Annotated in this window: 18 protein-coding genes; 2 read left to right on the top strand and 16 right to left on the bottom strand. The window is 57.7% G+C overall.

The window, feature by feature from the left end:
- Positions 1–49 precede the first annotated feature (49 nt).
- Positions 50–910, top strand: a complete 861-nt coding sequence (locus tag CKW15_RS20085) for a pirin family protein (protein ID WP_095152612.1) — start codon at positions 50–52, stop codon at positions 908–910.
- Between the two features lie 179 nt (positions 911–1,089).
- Here the strand turns inward: CKW15_RS20085 and CKW15_RS20080 are convergent, their stop codons facing one another.
- From CKW15_RS20080 to CKW15_RS20065, 4 genes are all read right to left on the bottom strand, one after another.
- Positions 1,090–1,818 (bottom strand): dienelactone hydrolase family protein, encoded by a 729-nt coding sequence (locus CKW15_RS20080; protein WP_095152611.1) that lies wholly within the window; start codon positions 1,816–1,818, stop codon positions 1,090–1,092.
- A 68-nt stretch (positions 1,819–1,886) separates the two neighbouring features.
- Positions 1,887–3,791, bottom strand: coding sequence for a molecular chaperone HtpG (gene htpG, locus CKW15_RS20075; protein ID WP_095060883.1), 1,905 nt, complete (start codon positions 3,789–3,791; stop codon positions 1,887–1,889).
- A gap of 81 nt (positions 3,792–3,872) precedes the next feature.
- The gene (locus tag CKW15_RS20070) at positions 3,873–4,325 is read right to left on the bottom strand and encodes a PaaI family thioesterase (protein WP_095060823.1); all 453 of its coding nucleotides are present in this window, start codon (positions 4,323–4,325) and stop codon (positions 3,873–3,875) included.
- Positions 4,322–4,798 (bottom strand): PaaI family thioesterase, encoded by a 477-nt coding sequence (locus CKW15_RS20065; RefSeq protein ID WP_095060822.1) that lies wholly within the window; start codon positions 4,796–4,798, stop codon positions 4,322–4,324. Before CKW15_RS20065 ends, CKW15_RS20070 begins: the two co-directional genes overlap by 4 nt.
- A gap of 156 nt (positions 4,799–4,954) precedes the next feature.
- Between CKW15_RS20065 and CKW15_RS20060 the strand changes: the two genes are divergently transcribed.
- Positions 4,955–5,200: a hypothetical protein gene (locus tag CKW15_RS20060; protein ID WP_095060821.1), complete on the top strand. Its 246-nt coding sequence runs from the start codon at positions 4,955–4,957 to the stop codon at positions 5,198–5,200.
- Between the two features lie 79 nt (positions 5,201–5,279).
- Here CKW15_RS20060 and CKW15_RS20055 read toward each other — a convergent pair whose 3' ends face one another.
- The 12 genes from CKW15_RS20055 to sdhC all read right to left on the bottom strand — a co-directional run bounded on the left by CKW15_RS20055 (position 5,280) and on the right by sdhC (position 19,714).
- Positions 5,280–5,681 (bottom strand): MAPEG family protein, encoded by a 402-nt coding sequence (locus CKW15_RS20055; protein ID WP_095060819.1) that lies wholly within the window; start codon positions 5,679–5,681, stop codon positions 5,280–5,282.
- The gene (locus CKW15_RS20050; RefSeq protein WP_095060817.1) at positions 5,681–6,418 is read right to left on the bottom strand and encodes a DUF599 domain-containing protein; all 738 of its coding nucleotides are present in this window, start codon (positions 6,416–6,418) and stop codon (positions 5,681–5,683) included. Before CKW15_RS20050 ends, CKW15_RS20055 begins: the two co-directional genes overlap by 1 nt.
- A 211-nt stretch (positions 6,419–6,629) precedes the next feature.
- A complete protein-coding gene (brnQ, locus tag CKW15_RS20045) occupies positions 6,630–7,943 on the bottom strand; it encodes a branched-chain amino acid transport system II carrier protein (protein ID WP_095152610.1) in 1,314 nt (437 codons plus the stop codon).
- A gap of 408 nt (positions 7,944–8,351) precedes the next feature.
- Positions 8,352–9,233, bottom strand: coding sequence for a succinate--CoA ligase subunit alpha (sucD, locus tag CKW15_RS20040; protein WP_095060813.1), 882 nt, complete (start codon positions 9,231–9,233; stop codon positions 8,352–8,354).
- A complete protein-coding gene (gene sucC / locus CKW15_RS20035; protein WP_007919879.1) occupies positions 9,233–10,399 on the bottom strand; it encodes an ADP-forming succinate--CoA ligase subunit beta in 1,167 nt (388 codons plus the stop codon). The genes sucD and sucC overlap by 1 nt, the downstream gene beginning before the upstream one ends.
- Positions 10,400–10,595: 196 nt before the next feature.
- A complete protein-coding gene (gene lpdA / locus CKW15_RS20030) occupies positions 10,596–12,032 on the bottom strand; it encodes a dihydrolipoyl dehydrogenase (RefSeq protein ID WP_007998079.1) in 1,437 nt (478 codons plus the stop codon).
- A gap of 108 nt (positions 12,033–12,140) precedes the next feature.
- Positions 12,141–13,358 (bottom strand): 2-oxoglutarate dehydrogenase complex dihydrolipoyllysine-residue succinyltransferase, encoded by a 1,218-nt coding sequence (gene odhB / locus CKW15_RS20025; RefSeq protein WP_095060811.1) that lies wholly within the window; start codon positions 13,356–13,358, stop codon positions 12,141–12,143.
- 42 nt (positions 13,359–13,400) lie between these two features.
- Positions 13,401–16,232 (bottom strand): 2-oxoglutarate dehydrogenase E1 component, encoded by a 2,832-nt coding sequence (locus CKW15_RS20020; RefSeq protein ID WP_095152609.1) that lies wholly within the window; start codon positions 16,230–16,232, stop codon positions 13,401–13,403.
- Positions 16,233–16,485: 253 nt separating this feature from the next.
- The gene (locus tag CKW15_RS20015) at positions 16,486–17,190 is read right to left on the bottom strand and encodes a succinate dehydrogenase iron-sulfur subunit (protein ID WP_008063297.1); all 705 of its coding nucleotides are present in this window, start codon (positions 17,188–17,190) and stop codon (positions 16,486–16,488) included.
- Positions 17,191–17,201: 11 nt separating this feature from the next.
- Complete coding sequence (sdhA, locus tag CKW15_RS20010; protein WP_095060807.1) at positions 17,202–18,974, bottom strand: succinate dehydrogenase flavoprotein subunit; 1,773 nt, start codon at positions 18,972–18,974, stop codon at positions 17,202–17,204.
- A gap of 3 nt (positions 18,975–18,977) precedes the next feature.
- Complete coding sequence (gene sdhD / locus CKW15_RS20005) at positions 18,978–19,346, bottom strand: succinate dehydrogenase, hydrophobic membrane anchor protein (RefSeq protein WP_053156804.1); 369 nt, start codon at positions 19,344–19,346, stop codon at positions 18,978–18,980.
- Positions 19,340–19,714, bottom strand: a complete 375-nt coding sequence (sdhC, locus tag CKW15_RS20000) for a succinate dehydrogenase, cytochrome b556 subunit (RefSeq protein WP_032829628.1) — start codon at positions 19,712–19,714, stop codon at positions 19,340–19,342. Before sdhC ends, sdhD begins: the two co-directional genes overlap by 7 nt.
- Between the last annotated feature and the right edge of the window lie 192 nt (positions 19,715–19,906).

Below are 19,906 nucleotides of genomic sequence, written 5' to 3'. Positions count from 1 at the left end.
GCAAGCGGGTTATGCTCGACGGCATCACCCGCTCAGCCTGGAATGCACCATGAACACTCCGCTCGTGATCCGCCCTCGCGCCGAAGATGTCGAAGGCCAGCCGATTCTTCGCCCGTTGCCGTCGGCCAAGTGCCGCAGCGTCGGGCCATTCGTGTTTTTCGACCACATGCTGGAAACCCGTTATCCGGCCGGCAAAGGCATGAACATTCGCCAGCACCCGCACATCGGCCTCTCCACCCTCACCTACCTGTTCCAGGGGCAGATTCAGCACAAGGACAGCCTCGGCTCAGATCAAGTGGTCGGGGCGGGCGACGTCAGCTGGATGACGGCCGGCAGCGCCATTGCCCATGTTGAACGCACACCTGAGGCGCTGAAAGAAAGCGGCTTCACGATGCACGGCTTGCAGATCTGGCTGGCCTCGCCCAAGGACCATGAACAAGGTCCTGGCCATTACAGCCACCATCCGGCGTCCACGCTTCCGGTCAGCAACAACCTCGGCGTGAAGATTCGCATGATTGCTGGGACAGGCTTTTGCCTGGAATCACCGGTGCCGGTGCTTTCACCTACGTTGTATGCCGAATTGAACCTGCAAACAGCGACAACGTTGCTGATTCCGACCGAGCACGAAGAACGAGCGCTGTATGTGTTGAGCGGTGAGGTGCAACTGGATGGCGAGCCAATTGAGCCGCACACGTTAGTGGTGTTGCCAGGCGGCGAAGAAATGACTGTGTTCGCCGAAAGCGACAGTCATGCCGTTGTGTTCGGCGGTGCACCGCTGGATGGACCAAGACGGATCAATTGGAATTTCGTGGCGAGCGATCCAGCGGCCATCGATGAGGCGCGCCGTCGCTGGGCGGCCGGGGATTGGCCGACGGTGCCGGGGGAAGTTGAGCGGATCGAATTGCCCTGATGCTTGCAGCGCCTGTGATTGCCTCATCGCTGACAAGCCAGCTTTTACAGTTGACCGGCTCATTCCCGAAATTGCGTGCGGCACAATCCCTGTAGGAGCTGGCTTGCCAGCGATGGCGATCGTGAGGATCGCTATCGCCAGCAAGCCGGCTCCTACAGGTTTCGTTGCTCAGCGCTTATTCAATCCTTGAACACTTCATCCAGCAAATTATGCATCGACGTAAACGCCCGAGCGGCGACTTTGGCGTCGTACATCATCATCCCCGGTACATTGGCGTGCGGATCGGTGAACGAGTGGAACGCACCGCCGTAGCTCAGCAACTGCCAATCCACACCCGCCGCATTCATTTCATCTTCGAACGCCGGCAATTGCTCCTTCGGCACCAAAGGATCGGAAGCACCGTGCAGCACCAACACCTTACCCTTGATGTTTTTCGCATCAGCCGGATTCGGTGTGTCCAGCGTGCCATGGAACGAAACAGCCGCCTTCACCGGCGCACCGGTACGAGCGAACTCCAGCGCACAGCAACCGCCGAAGCAGAAACCGAAAGTCGCCAGTTTCGACGTATCAACGGCCACCTCACCCTGGCTTTGCAGCTGTTCGAACGCCACCTGCATGCGCTTGCGCAGCAACGGGCGGTCATTCTTCAACGGCATCATCGCCGCGCCCGCCTCGTCATTGTTGGTCGGACGAACCGATTGCCCGTAGAGGTCCGCGATCAGCACCACGTAGCCTTTGGCCGCCACCGACTTGGCGATCTCCTCGGCACCGGCGCTGACGCCCATCCAGTTCGGCGCCATCAACAGACCCGGACGCGGGCCTTTATGGTCGACATCGAAGGCCAGGCGGCTTTCGTAATCTCGTCCATCAATCTGATAGGCAACGGAACGTACAGTAATTTGGCTCATTTCTGACTCCTGATTGTTGAACACCAGAATGAAAAAAACCCGCCGAAGCGGGTTTTTCTACAACACAGTTAAGCCGATAGTTCGACCAGCAGCTTGTTCAGACGGCGCACGTACGCCGCCGGGTCTTTCAAGCTGTCGCCGGCTGCCAGAGCCGCCTGATCGAAGAGGATGTGCGACAGGTCGCCGAAGCGCTCGTCGCTCTGCTCGTTGTCGAGCTTCTCGATCAGCGGATGAGCCGGGTTGAATTCGAAGATCGGCTTCGAATCCGGAACCTTCTGACCGCTGGCCTCCAGGATCTGACGCATCTGCAAGCCCAGGTCCTGCTCACCGATGGCCAGAATCGCCGGGGAGTCGGTCAGACGATGGGAAACCCGCACTTCAGCAACGGATTCGCCCAAGGCGGCTTTCAGACGCTCAACCAGACCTTCTTTGGCCTTGGCGACTTCTTCCGCAGCCTTCTTGTCCTCCTCCGAGTCCAGGTTGCCGAGGTCCAGGTCACCGCGCGCCACGTCGACAAAGCTCTTGCCGTCGAAATCGCTGAGGTAGCTCATCAGCCACTCGTCGATGCGGTCGGTCAGCAGCAGCACTTCGATGCCTTTCTTGCGGAAGACTTCCAGGTGCGGGCTGTTTTTCACTTGCGCGTAGGTTTCGCCGGTCAGGTAGTAAATCTTGTCCTGACCTTCCTTGGCGCGTGCCAGGTAATCCGCCAGGCCGACAACCTGTTCGCCGTCGTCACCGTTGGTCGATGCGAAACGCAGCAGGCCAGCGATTTTCTCTTTGTTGGCGAAGTCTTCTGCCGGGCCTTCTTTCATAACCTGGCCGAAGTTTTTCCAGAAGCCTTTGTATTGCTCAGGCTCGTTCTTCGCCAGTTTTTCCAGCATGTCCAGAACGCGCTTGGTCAGTGCCGACTTCATGGAGTCGATGATCGGGTCTTTCTGCAGGATTTCCCGCGACACGTTCAGCGACAGGTCGTTGGAATCGACCACGCCCTTGATGAAGCGCAGGTACAACGGCAGGAAGGACTCGGCCTGATCCATGACAAATACACGCTGCACGTACAGCTTCAGGCCTTTCGGCGCTTCACGCTGGTACAGGTCGAACGGCGCACGGGTCGGCACGTACAACAGCGAGCTGTATTCCAGCTTGCCTTCGACCTTGTTGTGGCTCCAGCTCAGCGGATTTTCGAAGTCGTGAGCGATGTGCTTATAGAACTCCTGGTATTCCTCGTCCTTGATCTCGGTACGCGGACGGGTCCACAGAGCACTGGCGCGGTTGACGGTTTCCCATTCAACGGCCGGCTGCTCTTCGCCTTCGGCAGCGGCCACTTCTTTCGGCAACTCGATCGGCAAAGCGATGTGATCGGAGTACTTCTTGATGATGTTGCGCAGACGCCAGCCATCGGCGAATTCGTCTTCAGCAGATTTCAGGTGCAGGACGATGCGAGTGCCACGGTCGGCCTTTTCGACGGTAGCGACTTCAAAGTCGCCTTCGCCTTTGGACGACCAGTGCACGCCTTCGCTGGCAGCAGCGCCGGCACGACGGCTGTACACGTCAACCTTGTCGGCGACGATGAAGGCGGAGTAGAAGCCAACACCGAATTGACCGATCAGGTGCGAGTCTTTTTTCTGGTCACCGCTCAGGTGCTTCATGAAATCGGCGGTGCCAGATTTGGCGATGGTGCCCAGATGGGTGATCGCGTCTTCGCGGCTCATGCCGATACCGTTGTCTTCGAGGGTGACGGTTTTAGCGTCCTTGTCGAAGCTCACACGGATTTTCAGTTCGGCGCCACCTTCCAGCAGCTCTGGCTTGGCCAGGGCTTCGAAACGTAATTTATCGACAGCGTCAGAGGCGTTCGAGATCAATTCGCGAAGGAAAATTTCCTTGTTGGAATACAGCGAATGGATCATGAGGTGCAGCAGTTGCTTCACCTCGGTCTGGAAGCCCAGGGTTTCCTTTTGAGTTTCCACACTCATGGTCATCAAACTCCAATCAGATGGCATAAGCCGCGACCTGAATGATCGACGGCGGGTTGTCCTCAGAGTTTGGGGCACCAATCAGGATTTCAAGGGCTCTTCGACTTTGAAATGCGCGCGGGCCGTGGCAATGGGTTCGGCCTCGGTGCTTTGCCAGGCGGTAATCGCCACATTGGCGACCCTGCGACCCTGGCGACACACCTGGCAACGGGCCCAGGTATCGCGAAATTGCCCGGCCCGCAGGTAGTCCAGGGAAAAGTCGATAATCTTCGGTACGCCGGGCGATCCGGTTGCAATCAGCAGGTGCAACGCGGCGGACAATTCCATGAAACCGGCGATCACACCGCCATGAATGGCCGGCAGCAGAGGGTTGCCGATGTTGTCCTTGTTGGCCGGCAGACGAAACAGCAATTCGTCGCCCACCCGTGAGCATTCGACGCCGATCAACGTGGCGTACGGAATCAACTGCAACAGTGAGCTGTAGTCGCCCCGCTCATGAGCCGCTTGCAGTTGCTCCTGAAGGCTAATAGTCATTTCGTGTCTCCGGCAATGACGCCACCAAAGCCCTTGGTGCCTTTAATACCCTTGCCCATGCGCATGAACGTGCCCACCACATGGGCGATGGGATGCTCCGGATCGTCCTGATAGGCGAAGCCGCGCGCAAAGATCACGTCGGTGGTCACCCGGTAGCACTGGGCAAAACCGTAGACGTCTTTATGGGGCTCGGCGGCGTGCATGTAGTCGATGCGCAGGTCGAGGGTCGGACACACTTCGAATTCCGGCAGCACGCACAGTGTCGACATGCCACAAGCCGTGTCCATCAACGAGGTCAAGGCGCCGCCATGAATGACGCCGGTTTCGGGGTTGCCGACAATTTGCGGACTGTACGGCAGAACAACCGTCAGACCTTCATTGTTGGCGCTATGAACTCGCAACCCGAGTACCTGGCAATGCCGCAATGCCGACAGGAATCGTGTAGCACGCTCAAAAACGGGGTTTTCAGCCATTTGATAAAAACTCTTGAAGTGTTGGCCCGACGCCGTAGAAATCCCGGTAAAAGTTCCGCGTTAAAACAAACTTATATATCTGCAAAAATCGTGGAACTTAACCCGAACGCCCATGCTCTTAAGGCCAGTAGATATTTTCCATAAGGAGAAACACCCATGCGTAAGACTTTAGCTATTGCCTTGATGTTGACCGCTTCCCTCGGTCTCGCTGCCTGCGATAAAAAATCCGAGGACAAAGCTCAAGATGCCGCCAAACATGCTGAGCAAGCTCAGCAGGACATGAACAAAGCTCAGGATAAAGTGAACGACGCTGCGAAAGAAAACGCCGAAGCTGCCAAAGCTCAGGCTGAATCGAACGCAGCAGCGGCTAAAGAAGCCGCTCCGGAAGCACCTAAGAACTAAATCGGTTTTTAGCGTGATAAAAGAAAACCCGCCAAGTGCGGGTTTTCTTTTGCCTGGAGCTTTTGTTGTCGCGTTAGCGCTAGAGCAAAATCGTTCGAAAAGTCGGACTAACCATCAGTAACAACGAACAGACCAATCCCACCACCCAAACCAGACTGCGCTGCCAGGCCAGGTCTTTCCAGTAACAGACCAGGTAGATCACTCGCGAAATCACGAAGATGATCGCCAGCAAATCGATGAGCCATCCTGCCGTTTGAGTGGTATGCGCCATCAACACGCCTACCGCAAACAACAAGAACGCTTCGAAACTGTTCTGATGGGCCGCCACCGCGCGGGCGCCCAAACCAGTGAGTTGTGCCTGCTGTTCGCGTGGCTGGTGATTGTTGTAACCACCCTGCTCTTTCATCGCTTTGGTCACGGGCATACGCGCCACGAAGATCAGCAAGGCCGAGATAAACACACACCAGAACGGAATACTCATCAAGCCGCCTCTTTATTTGCTTCGGGCAACGGTGCCTCTGTAGGGGTATAGACCATCACGTCGAGAACGTCGGAGTGAAACTCGCGGCGATACAACACGAAGACCACACCGGCACTCATCAACATGAACAACCAGGGACTGACAAACCAGGCCAGCATGGTCATGCCGAAGTAATAGGAACGCAGCCCAAAGTTGAACTGGTTGGCGGCCATCGAAATAACCCGCGCCGCCCGGGACGCGAAGGCTTTGCGTTCCTGTTCGGACACGTGGCGCTCACCGACCATCGGTGCCGAACCGACCAGAATCGCCGCAAAGTTGTACTGGCGCATGCACCAACTGAAGGTGAAGAACGCATAGACGAACACCAGCGCCAGGCACAGCAGCTTGATCTCCGACATGCCCTGGGACGCCTGTTGCACCATCGGGATGTCGGCCAGCAATGAGACTGCCCGCTCGGAAGCGCCGAGCACCGTGAGAATACCCGCCAGGATGATCAATGTGCTGGAGGCGAAGAATGACGCGTTTCGCTCAAGGTTGCCGATCACGCTGGCGTCAGCGATGCGGTTGTCCCGCAACAGCATGCGACGCATCCAGTCTTCGCGGTACAGGTGCAGGACACTGGCCAGACATGCCGTGTCGCGGCCCTTCCAGCCCGCATAGCGGGTGTAACCGCCCCAGCAGATGACAAACCATACGGCGGCAAGAATGTGGATCAGATTGGCTTGGATGAACGACATGCAGGTCCTTGTGATGTGTTAACGGTGTACATAAACCCTGTGTAAGAGCGAGCTTGCTCGCGAAGGTCGCTCCTACAATCGATTGGGCAATGCTTCGACGTTAGCGCAACGGAAAAGACACCGCACGCCTCACAAAAAAAATGCCCCGTATCGATTGATACGGGGCATTTCTGTTTCTGCTCAAGACCCGCTTGTGGCGGGCCGTTGAAGCTTAAGCCAAGGCTTCGGCGCGTTTGCCCAGCAGGCGATCGCAAACCACGGCAATCACCAACGTCATCACCGATGGCACCAGCCAGGCCAGACCTTGCTCGCTCAGCGGCAGATGGGTCAGTTGAGCTGGCATCCAGTCCGCCAGGCCCGCACCCTTGAGTGCATCGATCAGACCGAAGATGAACGACACCAGCATCACCGGACCGACGATACGGCCCTGCTCATGCCAGAAGTCCTTGCAGAAGCTCAGCGCTACCAGCGCGATGCACGGCGGGTAGATCGCCGTCAGTACCGGGATCGAGAACGCAATGAGCTTGGTCAGCCCCAGGTTGGACACCAGCAACGAGAACGCCGCAAGGATGATGACCAATGTCTTGTAAGACAGCGGCAGTACACGGCTGAAGTACTCGGCGCAGGCACAGGTCAGGCCGACCGCCGTAACCAGGCAAGCCAGGGAAATCAGCACCGCGAGGAAACCGCTGCCCAACGAACCGAAGGTATGCTGGACGTAAGCGTGCAATACCGCCGCGCCGTTGCTCGCACCGGCGGCCACTTCATGGCTGCCCGAACCGAGGCGGAACAGGCTGATGTAAACCAGCGCCAGACCGACGCCGGCTATCAACCCGGCAATGATCGCGTAACGGGTGATCAGCGCTGGTGACTCTACGCCACGGGAACGGATGGCGTTAACGATGACGATACCGAACACCAGTGCGCCGAGGGTATCCATGGTCAGGTAACCATTGATGAACCCCTGGGAGAACGGTGCTGCGACGTACTCGGGCGTGGCAAGGCCAATGTCACCCGCTGGCAAAGCAAATGCCGCGATGCCGAGAACGGCCAGAGCGATGATCTTCAGTGGTGCGAGGAAACGGCCAACGGTATCCAGCAAACGGCCCGGATAGAGCGAGATGAAGAACACCAGCAGGAAGTACACCGAACTGTAGAGGAACAGCGCCAACGGGCTTTCGCCGGTCAATGGCGCAAGGCCCACTTCGAACGATACGGTTGCGGTACGCGGCGTCGCAAACAGCGGGCCGACCGAGAGGTAGCATACCGCCGCCAACAGACCACCAGCGACTTTACCGATCGGGCTGCTCAGCGCATCCATGGCTCCGCCGACCTTGGCCAGCGCCACCACGGTGATCACCGGAAGACCGACCGCCGTGACCAGGAAACCCAGCGCCGCCATCCAGACATGAGGTCCGGACTGTAAACCGACGATAGGCGGGAAGATGATGTTGCCAGCCCCGACGAACAGGGCAAACGTCATAAAACCAAGTGCCAGGATGTCCTGGCCTTTCAACACTTTCATTAAGGAAATACCACACTACTGAATCGGAATTTAGAGAGGGATTTCCCTATGGGTGAGGGAAATGCTGTCAGTCCGTATAAGACCAACCCTTTAAGCGCGTTGCTGCCTTGTGGGCTGCGGACGCAAAAATGGCGCGTAGCCTAACGAATTTGCCCGATAAGCGCACTGTTACGGGGCGAACATTCCGATCTGCGACACCTCTATGTCGCGTTTACGTACGTAATTATCATTTAGACGATAACTATAGGAGCTGGCTTGCCAGCGATGACGGTATATCTGACACACCGGGCAGCCTGAATCGCCAGCAAGCCGGCTCCTACAGATCCCAGAGCCTGCATGAATCCCGGAAACGACAAAGGCCACCCGAAGGTGGCCTTTGTTTGGTGAAGCGTCAGCTAAGCGCGAGGCTTACTTGACAGCCCAACCGGTCAGCTCGGACAAAGCCTTGCCGATGTCTGCCAGCGAACGCACGGTTTTAACGCCTGCGTCTTCCAGGGCAGCAAACTTCTCGTCTGCAGTGCCTTTGCCGCCAGAGATGATTGCGCCAGCATGGCCCATGCGCTTGCCCGGAGGAGCAGTCACACCAGCGATGTAGGAAACAACCGGCTTGGTCACGTGTGCCTTGATGTAGGCAGCAGCTTCTTCTTCAGCCGAACCGCCGATCTCACCGATCATTACGATCGCTTCGGTCTTCGGGTCTTCCTGGAACAGCTTCAGGATGTCGATGAAGTTCGAACCCGGGATCGGGTCACCGCCGATGCCGACGCAAGTCGACTGACCGAAACCGGCGTCAGTGGTCTGCTTCACAGCTTCGTAGGTCAGGGTGCCGGAACGGGAAACGATACCGACCTTGCCTGGCAAGTGAATGTGACCTGGCATGATGCCGATCTTGCATTCGCCTGGAGTGATCACGCCTGGGCAGTTAGGGCCGATCAGGATAACACCCAGCTCGTCGCACTTAACTTTAGCGTCCAGCATGTCCAGGGTAGGAATGCCTTCGGTGATGCAGACGATCAGCTTGATGCCGCCGAAAGCAGCTTCCAGGATCGAATCTTTGCAGAAAGGAGCCGGAACGTAGATCACGCTGGCGGTAGCGCCAGTGGCAGCTACTGCGTCTTTAACGGTGTTGAACACTGGCAGACCCAGGTGCTCGGTGCCGCCTTTGCCTGGAGTTACACCACCAACCATCTTGGTGCCGTACTCGATGGCTTGCTGGGTGTGGAAACTACCTTGCGAACCGGTAATACCCTGGCAGATAACTTTGGTGTCTTTATTGATCAGGACGCTCATTATTTGCCCTCCGCAGCTTTGACAACTTGTTGAGCAGCGTCGGTCAGGCTGGTAGCAGCGATGATGTTCAAACCGCTTTCTGCCAGTACTTTAGCGCCCAGTTCAGCGTTGTTGCCTTCAAGGCGAACAACAACCGGGATTTTCACGCCGACTTCTTTCACAGCGCCGATGATGCCTTCGGCAATCATGTCGCAACGAACGATGCCGCCGAAGATGTTGACCAATACTGCAGCGACGTTAGTGTCGGACAGGATGATCTTGAACGCTTCGGTAACGCGTTCTTTGGTAGCACCGCCGCCCACGTCAAGGAAGTTGGCTGGTTTGCCGCCATGCAGGTTGACGATGTCCATGGTACCCATGGCCAGGCCAGCACCGTTGACCATGCAACCGATGTTGCCTTCCAGTGCTACGTAGTTCAGTTCGAACTTGGCAGCGTGCGCTTCGCGCGGATCGTCTTGCGACGGATCGTGGAAAGTCTTCAGCTTAGGCTGACGGTACATGGCGTTGGCGTCGATGTTGATCTTGGCATCGAGGCAGTGCAGATCGCCGTCAGCCTTGATCACCAGCGGGTTCACTTCCAGCAGAGCCAGGTCGTGATCCTTGAACAGCTTGGCCAGACCTACGAAGATCTTGGCGAACTGAGCAACCTGCTTGCCTTCCAGACCCAGCTGGAATGCCAGCTCGCGACCCTGGAATGGCTGAGCGCCAACCAGTGGATCGATAGTGGCCTTCAGAATTTTTTCTGGAGTGTCGTGAGCGATTTTCTCGATGTCCACGCCACCTTCGGTGGAAGCCATGAACACGATACGACGGCTCGAACGGTCAACGACAGCGCCCAGGTACAGCTCTTTAGCGATATCAGTGCACGATTCAACCAGGATCTTGGTGACTGGCTGACCATTGGCGTCAGTCTGGTAAGTCACCAGACGCTTGCCCAGCCACTGCTGTGCGAAGGCTTTGGCGTCTTCTTTGCTGCGAACCAGCTTAACGCCGCCCGCTTTACCGCGACCACCGGCGTGGACCTGGGCTTTGACAACCCACTCGCTGCCGCCGATTTTGTCGCAAGCTTCTGCTGCTGCTTCCGGGGTGTCTACCGCGTAACCGGTGGAAACTGGCAGGCCGTACTCAGCGAACAGCTGCTTACCCTGATACTCGTGAAGATTCATGCTTATTACCGTCTTCGTTAGGTACTGCGCATTCGGTGCTGCACTCATTCAAGTGCCGCACCACCTTTGACTGCTGCTTGCGTAGCCTTTCCGGACAACCGGTGCAGCTACGCAAGACTGCGTCCAGCGGATATTCCGCGGTGAGTCTTGCGTGCAAGGCTCACGACGGGCCATTCCGCCGTGGTTTCTTATTGTCTTAACGCTTCTTGCGGTTGGCGATGTGAATGGCGCCGCCATTCACTGCCAAAGCTGCTTCGTGCAAGGCTTCAGACAGGGTCGGATGGGAGAAAACCATCATGCCCAGGTCTTCAGCGCTAGTGCCGAATTCCATACCGATCGCGCCCTGCTGAACCAGTTCTGCAGCGCTTGGGCCAATCACGTGGACGCCCAGCACGCGGTCTGTCTTGGCATCTGCGATGACCTTGACGAAACCACCGGTGTCGTTGGCAGCCATGGCACGGCCAGAGGCTGCGAACGGGAAGGTGCCGACGTTAACTTCAACGCCTTCAGCTTTCAAGGCCTGCTCGGTTTTACCGACCCATGCGATTTCCGGGTGAGTATAAATAACCGAAGGGATCAGGTCATAGTTCATCTGGGCCTTGTGGCCCTTGATGCGCTCGACAACCATGATGCCTTCTTCCGACGCCTTGTGCGCCAGCATCATGCCGCGAACCACGTCACCGATGGCGTAAACGCCCGGTACGGTGGTAGCGCAGTGATCGTCAACGTGCACGAAACCGCGCTCGTCCAGGGTCACGCCGCAGTCGGCAGCCAGCAGATCAGTGGTCACCGGACGGCGACCAACGGCTACGATCAGCTTGTCGAAAGTGATGTTCTGTTCGCCTTTGGCATCGGTGTAGTTCACAACGACTTCGTCGCCGTTCACTTTGGAACCGGTGACGCGAGCGCCCAGCTTGATGTCCAGACCCTGCTTGGTCAGGGTTTTCAGCGCTTCCTTGGAAACAGCGGTGTCCGCTGCCATCAGGAAGGTGTCCAGGGCTTCCAGGACAGTCACTTCTGCACCCAGACGCGACCAGACCGAACCCAGTTCCAGACCGATCACGCCAGCGCCGATCACGCCCAGACGCTTCGGTACGGATTGGAATTCCAGGGCGCCAGTCGAATCGACGATCACATTCTGGTCAACCGGAGCTGGCGGAATGTCGATCGGACGCGAACCTGGAGCCAGGATGACGTTTTCGGCTTCGATGATTTCTACCGAGCCGTCTGGCTTGGTGACTTCGACTTTCTTGCCGGCCAGCAGCTTGCCGTGACCCTGGATCGAGGTCACACCATTGGCTTTGAACAGGGTCGCAACGCCGGAGGTCAGGCCTTTGACGATGTTGGCTTTACGGCCAACCATCGCTGGCACGTCCATGGTCACGCCAGCGTGATTGATACCGTGGATCGCGAAACCGTCCTGGGCTTCGTGGAATTTCCACGAGCTGTCCAGCAGGGCTTTGGATGGAATGCAGCCGACGTTCAGGCAAGTACCGCCCAGAGCCAGTTTGCCTTCCTTGTCGGTGTACTTCTCGATGCAGGCAGTGCTGAGGCCGAGTTGGGCGGCCTTGATGGCAGCCACGTAACCGCCAGGGCCCGCGCCGATCACTACTACGTCAAATTTCTGCGACATTCAAAAAATCCTCTTTAGCAATAAAGCTACAAGCCGCAAGTTGCAAGCCTCAAGCCCACTCGCTCGCCTTGAGCTTGGGGCTTGTCGCTTGCAGCTTGCAGCTGCTCTTTAGATATCCAGCAACAGACGAGCCGGATCTTCCAGCAGGTTCTTGATGGTCACCAGGAAGGTCACAGCTTCTTTGCCATCGATCAGACGGTGATCGTAGGACAGGGCCAGGTACATCATCGGGCGAATAACGACCTGACCGTTGATGGCCATAGGACGCTGGATGATGTTGTGCATGCCCAGGATGGCTGCTTGTGGCGGGTTGACGATCGGGGTCGACATCATCGAACCGAAAGTACCGCCGTTGGTGATGGTGAAAGTACCACCGGTCATTTCGTCCATCGACAGTTTGCCGTCGCGGGCTTTCTTGCCGAAGGTGGCGATGCCGCCTTCGATTTCAGCCAGGCTCATCAGTTCGGCGTTACGCAGAACCGGTACAACCAGGCCGCGATCGCTGGAAACTGCAACGCCGACGTCAGCGTAGCCGTGGTAAACGATGTCGCCGCCGTCGATCGAAGCGTTGACAGCCGGGAAGCGTTTCAGCGCTTCGGTGGCCGCTTTCACGAAGAACGACATGAAGCCCAGGCGCACGCCGTTGTGGGACTTCTCGAACAGGTCCTTGTACTTCGAACGCAGTGCCATGACTTCGGTCATGTCGACTTCGTTGAAAGTGGTCAGCATCGCCATGTTCGATTGAGCTTCAACCAGACGCTTGGCCACGGTGGCACGAACGCGGGTCATCGGTACACGCTTCTCGATGCGGTCGCCAGCGGCGAACACAGGAGCGGCAGCCGAAGGAGCAGCAGCCTTGGCAGGCGCGGCAGCCGGAGCGGCTTTCTTGGCGGCAACAGCTGCAACCACGTCTTCCTTGGTCACACGACCGCCTTTGCCGGTGCCGGCAACGGAAGCGATGTTGATGCCGTTTTCTTCAGCCAGCTTACGGGCAGCCGGTGCAGCAACAGGATCGTCTTCGCCTTCGGTGGCTGGCGCAGCGGCTTGTGCAGCAGCAGGAGCCGCGGCAGCAGGAGCGGCAGCAGCGCCGCCCGCTTCGATCGAGCCCAGGACTTCGTCGGACAGAACGGTTTCGCCTTCGTTCTTGACGATAGCGCCCAGCACGCCGTCAGCAGTAGCCAACACTTCCAGCACAACCTTGTCGGTTTCGATGTCGACGATCAGGTCGTCGCGCTTGACCGCGTCGCCCGGTTGCTTGTGCCAGGTGGCAACGGTGCCATCGGCAACCGATTCCGGGAAAGTGGGGGCTTTGATTTCGATAGCCATTATCTGTGGGTCCTTAAATTCGGTTTCAGGTGCGCGAAGGCGTTAAACAGTAAAGGCGTCTTGCAGCAGTTTTTCCTGCTGCTCAGCGTGCATCGATGCGTAACCGCATGCCGGTGCAGCAGAAGCCTCACGGCCCGCGTACTCAAGTACGAGAGACTTGTCGAGGTTGCTGATGCTGCGACGCATATGGTGTTGGCTGCAGTACCACGCCCCCTGGTTCATCGGCTCTTCCTGACACCAAACGGCAGCTTTGACGTTGGTATAAGGAGCCAGGACTTCTTTCAAGTCGTCCTCAGGGAATGGATACAGCTGCTCGATACGCACGACGGCGATGTCGTCACGACCTTCGGCACGACGTTTTTCCAGCAGGTCGTAGTAGACCTTGCCGCTACACAGAACAACGCGTTCGACCTTTTTCGGGTCTTGGGCATCGATTTCCGGGATCACGGTCTGGAACGAACCTTCGGCCAGATCTTCCAGCGTCGAGATGGCCAGCTTGTGGCGCAGCAGCGACTTCGGTGTCAGAACGATCAATGGCTTGCGCAGCGGGCGAATGACCTGGCGACGCAGCAAGTGATAGATCTGTGCCGGCGTAGTCGGCACGGCTACCTGAATGTTGTGCTCGGCGCACAGCTGCAGGTAACGTTCCAGACGAGCCGAGGAGTGCTCCGGCCCCTGACCTTCATAACCGTGCGGCAGCAACATGGTCAGACCGCACAGACGGCCCCACTTGTGCTCGCCACTGGTGATGAACTGGTCGATAACCACCTGGGCACCGTTGGCGAAGTCGCCGAACTGGGCTTCCCAGATCACCAGCGCATCAGGCGTGGTGGTCGAGTAACCGTATTCGAACGCCAGTACGGCTTCTTCGGACAGGAACGAATCGTACAGGTCGAAACGTGGCTGGCCGTTGTACAGGTTCTGCAACGGGATGTAGGTGCCCGCGTCTTTCTGGTTGTGCAAGACAGCATGACGGTGCGAGAACGTACCGCGGCCGATGTCCTGGCCGGTCATGCGGATCGGGTGACCTTCGAACGCCAAGGTCGCGTACGCCATGGTTTCGGCGTAACCCCAGTTGATCGGCAGGCCGCCGGCTTGCATCTTCTGACGGTCTTCGTAGATCTTCGCGACCTGGCGCTGAACCACGAAGCCTTCCGGAATTTCCAGCAGCTTGGCGGACAGTTCCTGCAGGGTCTTCAGATCGAAACGAGTGTCGTGACGCGCGGTCCAGGCGTGGCCCAGATACGGACGCCAATCCACGAACAACTCTTTGTTCGGCTCTTTGACCAGGCTCTTCACTACGTGCAGACCGTTGTCCAGCGCATTGCGGTATTCGTCGACTTTCGCCTGAACACGCTCTGCGTCCAGCACACCGCCCTGGGTCAGACGATCGGCATACAGCTCACGGGTGGTGCGCTGTTTGGTGATCTGCTGATACATGATCGGCTGGGTGCCGCTTGGCTCGTCGGCCTCGTTGTGGCCGCGACGACGGTAGCAGACCAGGTCGATCACCACGTCACGCTTGAACTGCATGCGGTAGTCGATGGCCAGCTGGGTCACGAACAATACGGCTTCCGGATCATCACCATTCACATGGAGGATCGGCGCCTGGATCATTTTCGCAACGTCGGTCGCGTACTCGGTGGAACGCGAGTCCAGCGGGTTGCTGATGGTGAAACCGACCTGGTTGTTGATCACGATGTGCACGGTGCCGCCGGTTTTGAAACCGCGGGTCTGCGACATCTGGAAGGTTTCCATGACCACGCCTTGACCGGCGAATGCCGCGTCACCGTGGATGGAGATCGGCAGAACCTTCTCACCGGTTGGATCGTTACGACGATCCTGACGGGCGCGAACCGAACCCTCGACCACCGGGGAAACGATTTCCAGGTGGGACGGGTTGAACGCCATGGCCAGGTGAACTTCACCGCCGGCGGTCATCACGTTGGACGAGAAGCCCTGGTGGTACTTAACGTCACCGGAGCCCAGCTCGACCTTCTTCTTGCCTTCGAACTCGTCGAACAACTCGCGCGGGTTCTTGCCGAAGGTGTTGACCAGCACGTTCAGACGACCACGGTGGGCCATGCCGATAACGATTTCCTTGGTGCCGTAGGAACCGGAACGCTGGATCAGCTCGTCGAGCATCGGAATCAGGCTTTCGCCGCCTTCCAGACCGAAACGCTTGGTACCCGGGTACTTGGTGCCCAGGTATTTTTCCAGGCCTTCACCGGCAGTCACGCGCTCAAGCAGGTGGCTCTTGATGTCGGCGGAGTACGTCGGACGGCCGCGCACGCTTTCCAGACGCTGCTGGAACCACTGGCGCTGTTCGGAATCGGTGATGTGCGTGAATTCAGCGCCGATGGTGCGGCAATATGTCTGCTGCAACGCTTCGTGAATTTCGCGTAGGCTCGCTTCCTCTTTGCCGATGAACAGGTCGCCGGCACGGAAGGTCGTATCAAGATCGGCATTGGTCAAGCCGTAATGATTGATCGACAGGTCTGCAGGTGCAGGACGCTGCCACAGCCCCAGCGGGTCAAGCTGGGCTGCCTGGTGGCCACGCATACGGTAGGCCTGGATCAATCGCAGCACTTCAACTTGCTTCTTCTCGTGCTCACTGCTCACGCTGCCGGCGGAAACCGGTTGGGCGCGGCGCTGGTTCTTTGCCAGCAAGACGAAATGATCGCGAATTGTCGAGTGCGAAACATCGGTGGCAGAGTTGCCGTCAGCAGGCAACTTCTGGAAGTAGGTGCGCCACTCTTCTGGCACAGCGTTAGGGTCGTGCAGGTAGAGCTCGTAGAGCTCTTCCACATAGGCAGCGTTACTACCGGATAGGTAGGCGCTGTTCCACATGCGCTGCATCACGCTTTCTTGCATGCTTGGTCACCCTCGGTTAGGGGAACACCACCGGTGTCGACACCGAGCAAACTTGCAGAAGTCCGAATGCAGCGACCAAAACAAGCCACTAGGATCACACTGATAGTCCGGGTACCAGCCCGGATGCCCCTGCTTGTCTCATTTCTTCAAAATAAGAGCTGCAGCCTTTTAAGCTGCTGCTCAGGTTAAAACTACGGCGCCGGTTGAAGCCTGCGCCGTAGCATCTACGGGTACAACGGATACAGCAGCTGAATCACACGCCGCTAGACAGCAACATGTTACGGATGTGACCGATGGCCTTAGTCGGGTTCAGGCCTTTCGGACATACGTTGACGCAGTTCATGATCCCGCGGCAGCGGAATACGCTGAACGGGTCATCCAGCGAAGCCAGACGCTCGGACGTCTTGGTGTCACGGCTGTCTGCCAGGAAGCGATACGCTTGCAGCAGAGCAGCTGGACCCAGGAATTTGTCCGGGTTCCACCAGAAGGACGGGCAAGAGGTCGAGCAGCAAGCGCACAGGATGCACTCGTACAGACCGTCGAGCTTTTCACGCTCTTCAGGGGACTGCAGACGCTCGATGGCCGGAGCCGGCGTGTCGTTCTGCAGGTATGGCTTAACCTTCTCGTATTGCTTGTAGAAGATGCTCATATCGACGACCAGGTCACGGATAACCGGCAAACCTGGCAGAGGACGAACGATCAACTTGTTACCTTTTACGACAGCAGACAGCGGCGTGACGCAGGCCAGGCCGTTCTTGCCGTTGATGTTCATGCCGTCGGAACCGCAAACGCCTTCACGGCAAGAGCGACGATAGGAGAAACCTTCGTCCTGCTCTTTGATCAGGGCCAGCACGTCCAGCACCATCAGGTCTTTACCACCGGTATCAACCTGGAATTCCTGCATGAACGGCGCGGCGTCCTGATCAGGGTTGTAACGATAAACGCTGACTTGCAACATGGCGGCCACCCTTAATAAGTCCGAATCTTAGGTTCAAAAGTCGGAACAGTCTTCGGCGAGAAGTTCACGGCACGCTTGGTCACGCGCTTGTCACCCGGGAAGTACAGGGTGTGGCACAGCCAGTTTTCATCGTCACGATCTTCGAAGTCTTCACGGGCGTGAGCGCCGCGGGACTCTTTACGTACTTCGGCAGCGATGGCGGTAGCTTCGGCTACTTCCAGCAGGTTCTGCAGCTCAAGTGCTTCGATACGTGCAGTGTTGAACGCCTGCGACTTATCGTTGATCTTGACGTTGGCGATGCGCTTGCGCAGGTCCGCCAGCTGGGCAATACCCTTCTGCATGTATTCGCCAGTACGGAATACACCGAAGTAGTTCTGCATGCAGTTTTGCAGCTCGCGACGCAGGGTTGCCACGTCTTCGCCTTCGGTACGGCTGTTCAGAGCGTTCAAGCGCGACAGGGCAGCTTCGATATCGGCTTCGGTAGCGTCGTCGTATTCGATGCCATCGGTCAGTGCTTTTTCCAGGTGCAGGCCGGCAGCGCGGCCGAATACCACCAGGTCGAGCAGCGAGTTGCCGCCCAGACGGTTGGCACCGTGAACCGATACGCAAGCCACTTCACCCACTGCGAACAGGCCAGGGATGATTTCGTCGACGCCTTCGCCGTTCTGGGTGATCGCCTGACCATGAATGTTGGTGGCAACGCCGCCCATCATATAGTGGCAGGTCGGAACAACCGGAACCGGTGCAACAACCGGGTCAACGTGTGCGAAAGTCTTCGACAGTTCGCAGATGCCTGGCAGACGGCTGTGCAGCACTTCCTCGCCCAGGTGGTCGAGTTTGAGCATTACGTGGTCGCCATTCGGACCGCAACCGTTGCCGGCGATGATTTCTTTAACCATCGAGCGAGCAACAACGTCACGACCGGCAAGGTCTTTCGCGTTCGGAGCATAACGCTCCATGAAACGCTCGCCGTGCTTGTTGATCAGGTATCCACCTTCACCACGGCAACCTTCTGTAACCAGTACACCAGCGCCGGCGATGCCGGTCGGGTGGAACTGCCACATTTCGATGTCTTGTACCGGGACGCCGGCACGCAGCGCCATACCAACGCCGTCACCGGTGTTGATCAGGGCGTTGGTGGTCGAAGCGTAGATACGACCTGCACCGCCGGTTGCCAGTACGGTGGCCTTGGCGCGGATGTAGGTGGTTTCGCCGGTTTCGATGCAGATGGCGATCACGCCGACGAACTCGCCTTCGCTGTTCTTCACCAGATCGACAGCGTAGTACTCGTTCAGGAACACGGTACCGGCTTTCAGGTTGCCCTGATAAAGGGTGTGCAGCAGAGCGTGACCGGTACGGTCGGACGCAGCGCAAGTACGCGCAGCCTGGCCGCCTTTACCGTAGTCCTTGGACTGACCGCCGAATGGACGCTGGTAGATACGACCTTGCTCGGTACGCGAGAACGGCATACCCATGTGGTCCAGCTCGTAAACGGCAGCCGGGCCTTCCTGACACATGTATTCGATAGCGTCCTGGTCACCGATGTAGTCGGAACCCTTGACGGTATCGTACATGTGCCAGCGCCAGTCATCGTTCGGGTCAGCGGACGCGATGGCACAGGTGATGCCGCCCTGGGCGGAAACAGTGTGCGAACGGGTCGGAAAAACCTTGGTGATCACGGCAGTCTTGTGACCGCCCTGTGCCAGTTGCAGCGCTGCGCGCATGCCGGCACCGCCACCACCAATAATGATGGCGTCGAAAGAAATCGTTGGAATGTTAGCCATGAATCAGATACCCCAGAGAATCTGCACGCCCCAGACGAAGTAAGCGAACATCGCAACGCCGCAGACTGCCTGGAAAAGGAAACGTATAGCCGTCGCGGACTTGCCGAACGCCATTGGCGTCAGGTAGTCGGTCGCGATGGTCCACATGCCGACCCAGGCGTGAGCGCCGAGGGCAACAAGGGCCAGGAGGCTGAAGATACGCATCCCGTTGTGGGCGAACAGTTCATGCCACTGGGCGTAATCGATGCCAGGGTTGGCCGCGATGTATCCGATCAGGAAGATGAAGTAAGCCGCGAGAACGACCGCAGACACACGTTGCGCCATCCAGTCATAGAGGCCCGAACGCGAGAGGTTCGTGACGTTAGTTACCATATCCAAACTCCTGCCAGAACGATTACCACCACGGAAACGGCGATAACGATTTTCGAGCCCAGTTTGCCGCCTTCCAGCGTCTCACCGATGCCCATGTCCATGATCAAGTGGCGCACACCGGCTACCAAGTGATAAAGCAGAGCGGACAGGATGCCCCATGTCACTAGCTTGGCTAGCGGACTGGTCAGACACGCTTTCACCTGACCGAAGCCTTCCTCGGAGCTCAGCGACTTGTCCAATGCATAAAGCATGATGGCAAGGCACACGAAGAGGATGACACCGGAGATTCGGTGAAGGATGGACGTGTAAGCAGTGACTGGGAGTTTGATGGTCCTTAGGTCTAGGTTTACAGGTCGTTGGCTTTTCACGGCTTTTTTTTCACACTGAAGAGCCCCTAACAATCAGGGCAAAGTTGTTGGGGAGTGCACTGGTCAGGTAACCACCACCCAGGGATGCGACCCCCAATGAAAGCAAGCCCAAAAGCCCTTGGCGGTCGGTGGCCGAGTATAGACAGTTAGGCTACTAATGACAACGCAATCACCTAACCCAAACAGCTGATT

It is taken from the genome of Pseudomonas sp. Irchel s3b5 (assembly GCF_900187435.1).
GTDB lineage: Bacteria > Pseudomonadota > Gammaproteobacteria > Pseudomonadales > Pseudomonadaceae > Aquipseudomonas.
The sequence above is the reverse complement of the archived record's forward strand: the minus strand, read 5'-3'. Positions and strand labels throughout refer to the sequence as shown.